We start from the raw sequence: 13001 nt of genomic DNA on the forward strand, positions 1-13001 counted from the left end.
TCGCCGGCTACATGGGCAGCTCCGACCGGGTCGACAAGGCGTTCTGCAAGTTCGCGCGACGCTACGCCGATCAGACCGAAGCCGACCACGCCACGCTGGTCCGCGCGGTCGACCGCGGCTTGCTGCCAGTCGAGCGCGGGGTCTAGCCCAGACAATTGACGGGAGGTTTGTGAACAGCCGGTGAAGGGAACGCCGGTTGTGCTCACTCGCGAGGAGGCGACCATGGCGACACCCGCTGAGACCCAGGGCGTGATCCGGAGTCTCATTCCCGCCCGAATCGACCGACTGCCGTGGTCGTCATTCCACACTCGAATGGTCGTTGCGCTGGGTGTGGCCTGGATTCTCGATGGTTTGGAGATCACCATCGCGAGCGCGGTGGCCGACACGTTGACCCAGCCCGAGACGCTCGGCCTGTCTTCGGCCGCTGTCGGGCTCCTCGCCACCGTGTACCTGGCAGGCGAGGTGGTCGGCGCGCTGTTCTTCGGTCGTCTGTCCGACAAGCTCGGCCGACGGAACCTGTTCATGATCACCTTGGGTGTGTACCTGGTGGGTAGCGGTCTCACCGCCTTCACACTGGGGAACAGCGGAGGCTGGATCGCCTTCCTCTACGTCACCCGGTTCATCGCAGGCATGGGCATCGGCGGGGAATACGCCGCCATCAATTCGGCGATCGACGAACTGATCCCGGCGCGATACCGCGGCAGGGTCGATATCGCGGTCAACGGTACGTACTGGGCCGGCGCGATCCTCGGCACGCTCGGCACCTTCATCTTCCTGAGGCAGATGGACCTGAGCCTGGGCTGGCGGCTCGCCTTCCTGATCGGCCCGGTCCTTGGTCTGGTGATCCTGCTGGTGAGGCGGAACTTGCCGGAAAGCCCGCGCTGGCAGGTGATGAACGGTCGCGTCGAGGACGCCGAAAGCTCGATCTCGCGCATCGAACACGAGGTCGAGGCCACCGGCGTCGAGCTGCCGCAGGTCGACGAAAGCAGAGCCATCGAGTTGAAGCCCACCGAAAAGATTGGCTACCTGGCGCTGACCCGGGTGCTTTTCCGCGACTACCCGAGCCGATCGATCCTCGGCGCGACGCTGATGATCAGCCAGTCGTTCCTGTACAACGCGATCTTCTTCACCTACACGCTGGTGCTCGGCAAGTTCTACGGGGTGGCCTCCGAGGCGACGCCGCTCTACCTGATCGCGTTCGCCGTTGGAAACCTGTTGGGGCCGTTGACCATCGGGCACTTCTTCGACACGATCGGCCGCAGGAAGATGATCGCAGGCACCTACCTGTTGTCGGGTCTGCTGCTGGCGGCGAGCGCGGTGTTGTTCAACGCCGGACTGCTCAACGCGATCACCCAGACAATCGCCTGGTGCGTCATCTTCTTCTTCGCGTCGGCCGGGGCCAGCGCTGCTTACCTCACCGTCAGCGAGATCTTCCCGCTTGAGGTCCGGGCGAAGGCGATCGCGGTGTTCTTCGCCATCGCCCAATGCTTTGGGGCTCTCGGTCCGGTCATCTACGGCGCGCTCATCGGCGATGGCTCCCAGGCCTTCCCCCTGTTCCTCGGCTACCTGCTCGGAGCGGGAATAATGATGGCCGGGGGACTGGTGGCCTGGTTCCTCGCCGTCGATGCGGAAGGTAAATCGCTGGAAGACATCGCGACCCCACTGGCAGCTGCCGGCGCCCGCCGCCGCACGGGTTCAGTCCGTGCTGAAGGGGCAAGCCGGCCCAACTTGCCCTGAGGCGAGGGTAGCGTCGGGTCACCGCCTGCCCACCGATCGAAAGGGGCATACGCGTATGTCCAACCACTTCACCGGCCTCAGCCTCGGGCCGCCTCTCGGGGACCAACGACTCGATCTGTGCGATCTCTATGCATTCGTTTCGCCGTCGGACCCATCGCGGACCGTCATCATCCTCAACGCCAACCCGCTCGCCGAAGCCCTTCACCCCGATGCGACTTACCGTGTCGGGATCGACAACGACGGGGACCTATCGAACGACATCGCTTTCAGCTATGTCTTCTCCGAGCCTGTCGACGGCAGGCAGACCGTCGATGTGTACTTGGCGACGGGCGATGACGCCGAATCGCCCGAAGCGGTTGGCGAGAGGATCTTTGAAGCAGTTCCAGTCTCTTTCGTCGGCGATGAACCCCACATCGCTACGTCCGGCGGCTTCTCGTTCTTCGCGGGCGCGCGCAGCGATGCGTTCTTCTTCGACTTCGACGGAGTCAAGGAACTCTTCGACACCTCGGGCAAGCGCAACTTCACCGAGCTGACCCTGCCCGGCGAATCACCCTGGACGGGCGTGGATTCGAATACGGCGGCCAATGTTTTCTCCACCGCTATCGAAATGCCCACCGACTTCCTCGGCGCTGCCCCTGATATCAGGATCTGGGGGCGATGCAGCCTTCGGCGCGACGGCGAGCTGGTCCATGTCGACCGGGCCGGGCACCCGTCGGTCAGCAGCTTCTTCAACACCGACGACACCAAGGAGGAGTACAACGCCAGCGAGCCTGTCCACGACCGGGAACGGTGGATCGACATGTTCATCCATCAGTTGGGGCACACCGGCGGATACTCGCGGGAAGAAGCGATCGAGGCGATCGACAATGAAGGCACGCTGCCCGACATGTTGACCTTCGACCCGTCGAAGCCGGCGGTGTATCCGAACGGGCGGGTCTTCACCGACGACGTCATCGACTACCGGTTGGCGTTCCTGACCAAGGGTGAGTGTCCGCCGTCGGGTCTGAGCCCGCACACCGACACGCTCACCGAATTTCCCTATCTGGGGCCGCCGCACCAGTAGCGGCACAAACCGTTCAGAGCGGAATCCATCCGGGCCACCACGACGGGACATTCTCGTCGCAGACCGGCGATGGGTACTGACGCGGCTCCTCCCGTGACATCGTCAACAAAAGATGACGCCCGCGTCGGCCGGCTCTTATGGTCGGCGGGACCGTGATGAAGGTCTTCCCGCCGTAACGCTTCCGAAAAAGGGGCCTGTCAGTCGATCAAGGCGACGTCAGCATCGTCGACGAAGGCCAGGGTGCCGTCGGCCAGCTGTACCGCCCAGCGTCGAGCTGCGTCGACAATGTGATGCTCGCCGACATCTACCGCCTGACCGGAGATGTCACCGAAGTCCTCGATGACGATTCCGGTGACTTCGCGAGAAGTGCCCGGGTAGACACGGACCGCCGCATCGACCCGCACAGCTTGCCCCGACTCCTCGGCGGCTGCCTTACGCTTGTATTGCGTCATTCGTACCCACTCCTCCCCGAGCGTTTACCCGAGCGTCAACTATTGCACGTCATCCCAGGTCGGACCATTCTTTGACGCCGGAGATACCCAGATTCCGTGAGCATAACCCGCAAAAGTGTGGGTTTCGCCGCTATGTAGTCTTTGCGCGCACAACCGCGGCTTTGCGGATGAGCAGCCGTAACTTCGGAATAGCAATAACCGAAAGAACGGACCACGAAATGCCTAACCAATTGCGCACCACGCAATTTCGTGCCGACACGTCCACAAGCGGTGTTCTGGCTCGCGGGGGGCTCGCGCCCTGGGTCCTGATTACTTGCTACCTTCGCTGGGAGGGACAATGACGCTGCGATCGAACAACGTTTCCAGGGACGTCGCGAAACGTGCGGTCGTGGAATCCACCTCCCTGGACCGCGAGCCACCTTGGGCCGGTCACAGCCGCGGGTCCACCGAATACCGCCGTCTGCTGGCCGCACTGTTCTGCGCCGGGATAGCGACGTTTGCCCAGCTCTACTCGCCGCAGGGCGTTCTGCCACAGATTTCGACCGACCTGGGTATCACCGCGGCCAGTGCGGCGCTGATGGTGTCGGCCTCCACAATCGGCCTGGCCATCGGTGTCATCCCATGGTCGATGATCGCCGACCGCATCGGCCGGGTGAAGGCGATGTCGGTGTCGGTCATCACGGCAACCGTGTTCGGCCTGCTCACGCCGTTGGCGCCGAGCTTTCATCTGTTGCTTGCCGGACGCCTGCTGGAGGGGCTGGTGATTGGTGGGGTTCCCGCCATCGCAATCGCGTACCTCACTGAAGAAATAGCTCCCGAGGACGCTGCCCGCGCGGCAGGCACCTTCGTCGCCGGCACCAGCATCGGTGGCCTCCTTGGCCGGGTGGTCGCCGGGCCGGTCACCGACATCGCCACGTGGCGTGTCGGCGTGTTCGCTGTCGCGGCGCTGTGCGCCGTCGCTGCGGTGGGCTTCGTGAAACTCGCGCCGCAGTCACGCGGTTTCACGCCGTCGAAGGGGCTGCGCGCCAACCCGGAGGGCAGCCTTGCCCACCGTCTCCTGGTCAACCTGAGGTCATCACGCCAGCTGACCCTGTTCGCCCAAGGCTTCCTCCTCATGGGTGGGTTTGTGGCGATCTACAACTACCTGGCATTCCGGCTGACGGCCGCGCCCTATCACCTGCCGGTGACGGTGGTCAGCCTGATCTTCTTCGCATATCTCGCCGGGACTTTCGCAGCGCCGCGCGCAGGCGCACTGGCCAATCGGTTCGGCCGCAAGGCGGTGCTCTTGACGTCGATCGCAATCATGATCATCGGAGTATTGATCACGTTGTGCGCCAACATCTTCATGGTGTTGGTCGGCCTAGTGGTGGCCACCGTCGGCTTCTTCGGTGCCCACGCGATAGCCACCGGATGGGCGGGCCGCGGAGCCACCGTCGGCAAGGCGCAGGCCTCGTCGCTCTACAACCTTTTCTACTACGCCGGATCGAGCATCATCGGATGGTTCGGTGGCATCGCTCTCGACCACGCGGGTTGGACCGGCGTGGCGTTGACAGTCCTGATCCTCGCCGCTGTCGCAGCCGTCGCCGCGGCGGTCGTCCTGCCCCGCAACTGACGTTCACCGCTATATAGTCCGAGCCAAGCCATGAGGGAGCCACCACGATGAGCCTTGCATCGAAGCCTGGCCTCTCGGTCGAGCCGTCGCCAACGGGCGACCATGCGCCCGCCGACGGGTTCAGCCGCGAGTTGATGGCCGCCTACGAGAACTGGGATTACTCGAGCCTCCCCATATCGGTGGTCGAGCGAATCAAGCTCTTCGTGCTCGACACCCTTGGCGTGATAGCCGCCGCCGCCGACGCCCCCGGCATCCCGGAGATGAACCGTCTCCTTCTCGGTTGGGAAGGCGCCGGCCCCTCGACGATGCTCATCGGCAAGGGGAGGGTGGCGCCGCCGACAGCCGCGCTCGCCAACGGCGCGGCGGCGCACGCGCTGGACTTCGACGACAATCACGATCCCGGGCGCGTGCACGCCTACGCCGTGATCCTGCCCGCGGCGTTGGCCGCAGCAGAGGCGCGGGGCGGCGTCAGCGGCCGCGAACTCATCGCCGCGCTCGCGACCGGGGTGGAGCTGCAAGCGCGCCTGGGTCTCGCCGCACCCAACAGCATGTCCCGAGGCTGGCACCCGACGACCGTCATGGGCACGCTGGGCGCCGCGGCTGCGGCCGCCCGGGTGCTGGGCCTGCGCGGCGGGCGATTCTCGGACGCCGTCGCCCTTGCCTTTCATCAGGCCGCGGGCACGCGTCAGGCGCTGAACGACGGCGTTCTGGCCAAGCGGCTGGGGGCGGGCTTTGCCTCACGGAGCGGCACGACCGCTGCGTTCCTCGCCGAGGCGGGGCTGACAGGTCCGACGCGGTTTCTCGAGGGCGACGCCGGGCTGTTCCAACTCTACGAGCGTGGCGAGGTCCTGCCCGACGCACTCGTGCGCGACCTCGGTCAGACCTGGGAAATAATGACGCACAGCATGAAGCCCTATCCATGCTGTCGATGCACGCACAACGCAATCGCCATCGGTCGAGCGCTAAACCGAGAAGGGTTGAGCGCAAACGAGATTGAAAGCGTTGTCATCGGCATGAGCGAGGTGAACAACACGATCGTCGGCGAGCCTTACGACGTCGCCCGTGACTCGACCATCCACGCCCAGTTCAACGCCGGCTACTGCTTTGCGTCGGCGCTCATCAACGGCAACGTCGATGTGGCGACCTTCCAGCGGCCGCAGATCTCGGATCCTGCTGTCAGCGCCCTCGCGGCGCGTACGAGCGTGGTGACAGACGATGCGATCGCCGCAGGCGCCATGTCGCCGACCCGGGTGACCATCCTCTGCCGCGACGGTCGGCGAATCGAACGCTTCCTCGAGATCATGGAGGGCAGCCCCGAGCAGCCGATGAGCGGCGACGAGGCGATCACCAAGTTCTCGACCTGCCTCGAGATGGGGCTCGGCGCCGCGCCGACGGTGATCACCACCCTCGCGGACCAGATTCTCGATCTGGACAACTGCACGAATGTCGCCGGCATCGTCGCCGGCTTCCCTGCCGCGTCATAACTCCGACCGACGATCGCGCCTTGAGGCGCTTCATAGCCACCTGCTGAGCGCCCGAAAGGGTCGCCGAAGTATTCCCTGACGCACCCAATGTGCCCGTGAGCGCAATGCGCAAAAGTCAGAAATCGCGCGGTACTCCAGCTTGTGCGCACAAGCGAGCCACAGCGACGGCAGACCCGTAATTTCGGCTGTGCAAGTTCAAGCCAATACCAAACACTCACTTACACAGGAGAAGTCGAAATGACCATCACAATCGATCAGATCAAGACCGAAGTCCAGAATGCCCCGGCGTTGTACGGGCGGCCGATCGCCGTTCTGCACCAGGCGGTTACGCCGCCATCGCTGAACGGAGCGGTCAAGCCGTCGAATCCCTTCGGTTACCGGGATTCGTCCGCCGACATCGCGAACGCTTTGGCGCAGGCCGGCTGTGATGTGCTGACCCCAGCACATAGCCCGCGCCCCGATGTCGACGCGGACTGGACGTATCCGGATACGTTTGAGGGCATTGCTGCCGCCATTTCCGATGGCGCAGAGATCCTCTGGGCCAACACCAGCTTGTTCGACGAGCATCCGATGGCCGAATTCGCTTCCCGGAACGGGCTGTACGTGGTGGGTCAGCCACTTGACGTCGTGGAGAAGTTCGAGGACAAGGACGTCTGCCAGGCTGCCATCGAGGCAATCGGTGTCCCGGTGCCCGTACAGGCCCTCGTCAATGTGGAGATCGGCCCCGCGAAAGGTCAGATCCAGAAGGCGGTTTCGCAGAACGGTCTGACTTTCCCGGTCATCGTGAAGCCCGTCCGTGGCCGCGGTAGCGCCGGTGTGAAGGTCGTCGACTCAGTCGAGGCAGCCGCCGAGCACATCGAGTCTCATGTCGGACCGAAGTTCGGCAGCAAGTTCCTCATCGAGGAGTACTTGGCCGGCAGGGAACTCGCCGTGACCGTGATGCCGCCGGGAACCTACGAGACGGCTGACGGCGTGCGCAAGGAGGCCACCCACTGGACCCTTCCGGCGATCGAGCGGACTGGCCACCATGGTGGCGTGATGCCGTTCAGCGGAGTGGTGCCGATCCAGTCGAACAGCAAGCCGGCGGGCGATGATGATCAACTGCGCGAGTTCGGCAAGCACGCCGTGAAAGTCGCGCAGTTCCTGGATGCAACCGCTCCGATTCGGATCGACTGCCGGGAAGGCGCCGACGGCGTCATCAAGGCGATCGACATCAACATGAAGCCCAGCATGACCGGCCCTGGCCGTCCCGGCCGGGAACAGATGATCAACCTGTCAGCCATGTCCGCAGGAGAGATCGGTTGGAGCTATACCGAAATGCTGGCAGCGATTGCGGGCAATGCGGCCCCGATCCCGGAGATCGCGGCGTCGGCGCTGCGCGGGCAGGCGGTTCCTCTTGCCGCATGACGGAGCACTGATGGAGGATCTGGTGGAGGGGAAGCGCTCGGCGCGTCCCCTCCATCAACGTGCGGGCCGGGCAGGTGGCTTCTCGACGGCCACGAACTCCTGTTCCGGCCGACCGGTCGTGCCATACCGCAGCTGGATCTTGACCTCGCCGGCATTTGCCAGCGTTGACAGATACCGCTGCGCGGTCGCCCTGGACACGCCGATCTCGGCAGACACCTCGGCCGACGACATCGGCTGGCCCGATGCCCGAAGTGCTTCCAGCACAAGATCCTTGGTGGGTGAGGTCACCGCGGTGGGCGACTGGGTGGGCGCAATGCGCGGGCGGAGGGCGTCCAATGCGGCGTCCACCTCCTTCCCGCCGAGATTGGTTCCCGACAGTATCTTGCGATAGCGCGCGTAGCCTCCCAATTTGGCCGCGAGATCGGCGGGCGCGAACGGCTTCACGATGTAGCTCAATGCCCCCGCAGCCAACGCGGCTCGAATCGTCGGCGCATCGGTTGCTGCACTCAAGACCATGCTGTCGCAACGTATCTCGCGGACGAAGTCGACTCCCGACCCATCGGGCAGATAAACGTCCACCAAAGCGAGGTCGACGGGTTCGGCTTTTCGCGCCGCGGCGAGTGTTGTCGCCGTCGTCGTCACCGTGAAGCCCGGTAGCGCGTTGACAATGCCGGCGTGCATGTTGGCAACGCGGAAGTCGTCGTCAACTACGAGCACCTTCAGTTCTGAGCCGCCCATTGGGCCTCCTCCTCCACCATCACACCCGGCAGCCGGGCGATGAATTCTGCGCCGCACAACGTCGCGCCGGGGTTGCCCGGGCTGGACAGTCGGATGTCACCACTGAGTGCGCGCGTGATCTGCCGCGACAACGCCATGCCGATACCCCGCCCACCCGGTATCCCGGAGTCCGGCTTCGTCGACTTGCCTTCGGTGAACACGTGCTCGACGAACTCGGGTGCCACTCCGTCCCCGGTGTCGGCAACCGTGATGTGCAGTGTCGAATCATCCTGTAGAAGCTCGACTTCCACGACTTTGTCTTCGTTCGCTCCGGTGCGTGCGGCGTATATCGCATTGTCGAGCAGATTGCCGAGGACGGTCGTCACGTCGACGGGTAAGGCGAGTCGGCCCGGCACCCAGGTGTTCTCTCCGATCGTCAGCGTCACCCCGGCTTCCCTGGCGGACGCGGACTTCGCCGCCAGGAACGCCTGCAGGAACGCGTCGCGGATGGCGTCGATGCCCGGGATCGCCGAGCCCAACGGACCCGACCCCAACAGCTCCTCGACATATTGAGCGGCTTCCTCGGCGTGCCCGCTTTGGAGAAGACCGTTGAGCAGATGCAGCCGATTGGCGAACTCGTGACGCTGGGCGCGAAGGACGGTGCTCATCAACTGCACCGCGTCGAGCTGGCGGGTCAGCGACTCGACGTCGGTGCGATCACGCACGACGAGAACGGTTCCGAGATCGCGCCCCTCGCGCGCCACGTGTCGCGCCGACACCACGACGATCCGGTCACCGACTGTGGCGAGCGTCGGCGTCGAGTCCGCCGACCTGAACACGTCGAGCACGCGCGGGGTCAAACCGATTTCCTCCACCGGCTTCCCCGGCTCGCTGCCGACTTCGAGTAGCCGACTGGCTTCGTCGTTGACGAACGTGACGTTCCACTCGGTGTCGACGGCGACGACTCCCTCGTCGATGCCGTGCAGCACGGCTGCTTGGCCGCGGATCAACTCGGCCATCTCGGAGGGCTGCAGCCCCATCGTCAGTCCTCGCCATCGCCTTGCCAGAAGCACAGACCCCACGATGCCGATGATCAACGCGAGGCCGACGAGAAGACCCGCCTTCCGCACGTCTGACCACAGCTGGTGGTGGACCTCGGCGGTGGAGATGCCGACGCTGACCTCGCCTACGACTCGATTCGAATTCGGCGCGTACACAGGTACTTTCGCTCGCACCGATCTGCCGAGGGTTCCCTGTTCACGGTCCACCACTTCGTGGCCGGCCAGAGCCTCGGAGGGATCGGTGCTGACGTGCTTACCGAGTTCGTCACGGTTGGGGTGGGACAGCCTGATGCCCTGATCGTTGGTAATCACCACGAACAACAGATCCGCGCGCTGCTGGACCTCGGTGGCCAGCTGCTGCAGCTGCCCATCGGCCAGTTCGGCGGTGAGCGCCGGGCTCGGCGACAGCGGGGCGGCGTCGTAGCGGGTGACGTCGGCGCGGACGGCGGGGGCGAAGGCGATCGCGCGGGCTACGTCCAGCGACTGGTCCTCGTATTGGGCGGCGAGGCGGTCGTGGCTGAAGAAGGCGAGCATCCCGCCTGCGATGCCCAGCGTGAGCGTGACCACGGCGACCTGCAGCACCAACACCTGGGTGGCAAGCCGCACATCCACGCGCCGGATCCGCGCCATGCACAGAGCGTACAAGGCTGTCTGAGCAGAATGCGCAAAAGCTCAAGATCGCTCGTTGCGCGTGTTGTGCGCACAAGCGAGCCACCGCGTGGGCGGGTCCGTAGCTTCGGTTCAAACCGGAGGCAGCAGCCGCTTGGGACCGAAATTTTTCAAGGAGACCGCCATGCTGATGCGACTCGACGATGACGCTGCGCGGTTGCGCGAGCTCGGATACGAACCCGAACTCGAACGGACGCTGTCCGTCCGCGACTTGGTGATCCACGGACTCATCTACATGGTGCCGCTGGCGCCGATCGGCGTGTTCGGGATTCTCTACAACATGTCGGCCGGGGCGGTGGCCGCCGTCTATGTGATCGCTGCGATCGCGATGTTGTTCAGCGCCATCAGCTACAAGGAAATGGCTCAGGTTTTTCCGGTCTCGGGCTCGACCTACAGCTACGTCAGCCTTGGCACGAACCGCTTCCTCGGATTCGTGTCGGGCTGGGCGATCCTATTGGACTACCTGCTTCTGCCCGCCCTGTTGTGCGTGCTGTCAGCGAGCGCGCTGACCACAATCGTGCCCGAGGTGCCCGCATGGTTGTGGGTGGTGCTCTTCGTCGTCATCACCGCGGTGACGAATCTGCTCGGCATGAACGTCACTGCGAAGATGAACAAGTACTCGCTGTACATTCAGCTCGCCATCCTGGTCGTATTCCTATCCTGGGCAGGGATTCTCGTGCTCCAGGGCCACGCGCATCTGACGTTGGACCCGTTCCATCCGCACGGCGGTGCATCGTGGGCTGTCGTGGCAGGGGCGATCCCTGTCGCGGCGTTCAGCTTCCTGGGCTTCGACGCCGTCTCGACCCTCAACGAGGAGGCGACGGGCGGAGGCAGAGCGGTGTCGAAGGCGACGATGCTCGTCATGTACCTCTCGACGGCGTTATTCGTCGTGCAGGTCTACTTCGCATGCATCCTGGTGCCGAACGGTACCCACTATGCCGACGGGACTGCGGCCAACAACGCCTTCTACGACCTGGTCGGCGACATCATGGACAACAAGTTCAAGTTGTTCATCGTGCTGAACTCGGCGCTGTTCGCGGCGCTGGGCAATATCACCGCAGCCAACGCCACGGCGTCACGACTGGTGTACAGCATGGCGCGTGACGGACATCTGCCGAAGTTGTTCGCCAGGCTGACCGGCAAGCACAAAGTGCCGATGAACGCGATGGTGATGATCTCCGCGCTGGCGCTGGCGATCGGCATCTTCGGAGTCAGCCAGGCGAGCCTGCTCACCACCCTGGTGACCTTCGGAGCCCTGCTCTCCTACATCCTGATGCACTTCAGCGTCATCACCCACTTCTTCAAGCGCAACAACAGCCGCCAGTGGTTCACCCATCTGGTTTCCCCGCTACTCGGCGCAGCGATCCTGATCGTCGCCTTGTGGGACGCCGACACGAACGCCAAGATCGTCGGAATCATCTGGCTCGTCATCGGTGTCGGTGTTGCCACTTACCTCCGGCTGTCCGGGCGGGACCTGAAGAACTAATGCCACTGCCTCAAACGTGCAGCGTGGGCCGGTAGATGAGCTCTTGGATATTGCGGTCGAGCGTTCGCGTCTCGATCAGCTCGAGGTCGAAGTCGGCCGCACCCGCAAAGATCGGATCATCACCCGTCTGACCAGTGATGACGGGGAAGAGCGTCACCTGGACGCGGTCGACCAGGCCAGCGGCCATCAGCGCCCGGTTCATCGACAGGCTGCCGTGCGAGCGCAGCGGCACCCCGGACTCCTCCTTGAGCCGGGCGACGGTGTCGACGGCGTCACCGCTCACGACTGTCGCGTCAGGCCAGTCGAGAGGTTCGATCAGGCTGGTCGACACCACCGTCGCCGGTAGCTGCCTCATCCGGGTGACCCACGGGTCGCGCACCTCGGACTCCTCAGTGCTCTCGGCCAGCATCTGTGCGAATGCCCGATATGTGTTGGCGCCGAACACCATCCGCTGCTCCTCGTCGTACAGCGCGAGGCGGCGGTCGAGCAACTGCTGGCCCTGCTTACCCCAGTAGCCGCCCCAGTCGCCGCCGCTGACGCCACCGAAGCCGTCGAGGCTGGAGAATACGTCGAAGGTGTAGGTAGCGGTCATGATGGTCTCCTCGATTGCGGTGGATGAGGTGTTAGAGATACAGACTGGAAGCCATGGCGAAACTAATCGCACGGTGACATGACTTGTGCCGGCCTCCCATTGGGGAGACCGGCACGAGGCAGGGTGTCGATAGAGGTGATCATGTCGGGTTGATCTCGTCCAGGCTCCTTCCTGTGGTGCGTGGCCCGAACGGAACGAGCACGGCGATCGTGGCAGCCAGTGCGACGATCACGACGGCGAACATCGTTGGGGCACCGTAGTGGTTGAGCACCGGGATGAGAATGAATGGAAGCGCCGCACTCGAGAGTCGCGACACCGAGTAGGTCCATCCAACCGCGGTCGCCCGCACATCGCTGGGGAAGATCTCCGCCTGGTACACGTGGTAGGTGTTCGAGAATGTGTTGCTCGCCGCCGTGGTCAGCAGTCCGAACACGACGATCAATGCGGGCGCAGTCGCCGTTGCGAACAGCATGCCGCACACCGCCATCACGACGACAGTCGCCATGATCACGTGTTTGCGTTCGAATCTTTTCATCAACGGAATCGAGATGAGGGACCCGAGCGGGTAGCCGATGAACGACACCGCGGTGAAAAGCAGCGACGATGTGACGTCGAACCCGCGGCTGACCAACACCAGCGCCGCCAGCGTGCCGAATCCGTAGTAGCCGAAGGGCTGGAACAGATGAAACACGACGAGCATGACCAAACGCTGCCGATAGGG

12 protein-coding genes are annotated in these 13001 nt (G+C 64.2%); 7 read left to right on the forward strand and 5 right to left on the reverse strand.

Annotated elements, in window-relative coordinates; all coding sequences use genetic code 11:
- Positions 1 to 11: 11 nt before the first annotated feature.
- The 3 genes from QOJ24_RS08960 to QOJ24_RS08970 all read left to right on the forward strand — a co-directional run bounded on the left by QOJ24_RS08960 (position 12) and on the right by QOJ24_RS08970 (position 2800).
- A complete protein-coding gene (locus tag QOJ24_RS08960) occupies positions 12 to 146 on the forward strand; it encodes a hypothetical protein (protein WP_526260645.1) in 135 nt (44 codons plus the stop codon).
- A 76-nt stretch (positions 147 to 222) separates the two neighbouring features.
- The gene (locus QOJ24_RS08965; RefSeq protein ID WP_526260634.1) at positions 223 to 1737 is read left to right on the forward strand and encodes an MFS transporter; all 1515 of its coding nucleotides are present in this window, start codon (positions 223 to 225) and stop codon (positions 1735 to 1737) included.
- 55 nt (positions 1738 to 1792) lie between these two features.
- Positions 1793 to 2800 carry a DUF4331 family protein gene (locus QOJ24_RS08970; RefSeq protein ID WP_526260635.1) on the forward strand — a complete coding sequence of 336 codons (1008 nt, stop codon included), beginning with the start codon at positions 1793 to 1795 and terminating at the stop codon, positions 2798 to 2800.
- Between the two features lie 197 nt (positions 2801 to 2997).
- Here the strand turns inward: QOJ24_RS08970 and QOJ24_RS08975 are convergent, their stop codons facing one another.
- Positions 2998 to 3252, reverse strand: coding sequence for a hypothetical protein (locus QOJ24_RS08975; RefSeq protein ID WP_526260636.1), 255 nt, complete (start codon positions 3250 to 3252; stop codon positions 2998 to 3000).
- A gap of 388 nt (positions 3253 to 3640) precedes the next feature.
- Between QOJ24_RS08975 and QOJ24_RS08980 the strand changes: the two genes are divergently transcribed.
- From QOJ24_RS08980 to QOJ24_RS08990, 3 genes are all read left to right on the forward strand, one after another.
- A complete protein-coding gene (locus QOJ24_RS08980; RefSeq protein WP_526260637.1) occupies positions 3641 to 4864 on the forward strand; it encodes an MFS transporter in 1224 nt (407 codons plus the stop codon).
- Between the two features lie 134 nt (positions 4865 to 4998).
- Entirely contained in the window at positions 4999 to 6348 is a 1350-nt protein-coding gene (locus QOJ24_RS08985; protein ID WP_526260638.1) for an MmgE/PrpD family protein, read from the forward strand.
- Between the two features lie 237 nt (positions 6349 to 6585).
- Positions 6586 to 7755, forward strand: a complete 1170-nt coding sequence (locus QOJ24_RS08990) for a D-alanine--D-alanine ligase family protein (RefSeq protein WP_526260639.1) — start codon at positions 6586 to 6588, stop codon at positions 7753 to 7755.
- Positions 7756 to 7809: 54 nt separating this feature from the next.
- Here the strand turns inward: QOJ24_RS08990 and QOJ24_RS08995 are convergent, their stop codons facing one another.
- Positions 7810 to 8493: a response regulator gene (locus QOJ24_RS08995; RefSeq protein WP_526260640.1), complete on the reverse strand. Its 684-nt coding sequence runs from the start codon at positions 8491 to 8493 to the stop codon at positions 7810 to 7812.
- Positions 8475 to 10163, reverse strand: a complete 1689-nt coding sequence (locus QOJ24_RS09000; RefSeq protein ID WP_526260641.1) for a sensor histidine kinase — start codon at positions 10161 to 10163, stop codon at positions 8475 to 8477. The genes QOJ24_RS08995 and QOJ24_RS09000 overlap by 19 nt, the downstream gene beginning before the upstream one ends.
- Positions 10164 to 10326: 163 nt before the next feature.
- On the opposite strand from QOJ24_RS09000, the gene QOJ24_RS09005 reads away from it, so the two are divergent.
- Positions 10327 to 11688, forward strand: coding sequence for an amino acid permease (locus QOJ24_RS09005; RefSeq protein ID WP_526260642.1), 1362 nt, complete (start codon positions 10327 to 10329; stop codon positions 11686 to 11688).
- Positions 11689 to 11698: 10 nt separating this feature from the next.
- On the opposite strand, the gene QOJ24_RS09010 is transcribed toward QOJ24_RS09005, so the two are convergent.
- On the reverse strand, positions 11699 to 12280 hold the full coding sequence (locus QOJ24_RS09010; RefSeq protein WP_526260643.1) for a dihydrofolate reductase family protein: 582 nt from the start codon (positions 12278 to 12280) through the stop codon (positions 11699 to 11701).
- A gap of 139 nt (positions 12281 to 12419) precedes the next feature.
- On the reverse strand, positions 12420 to 13001 hold a 582-nt coding region (locus tag QOJ24_RS09015; protein WP_526260644.1), incomplete at its 5' end, for an MFS transporter.

Source organism: Mycobacterium sp., assembly GCF_032159775.1.
GTDB lineage: Bacteria > Actinomycetota > Actinomycetes > Mycobacteriales > Mycobacteriaceae > Mycobacterium.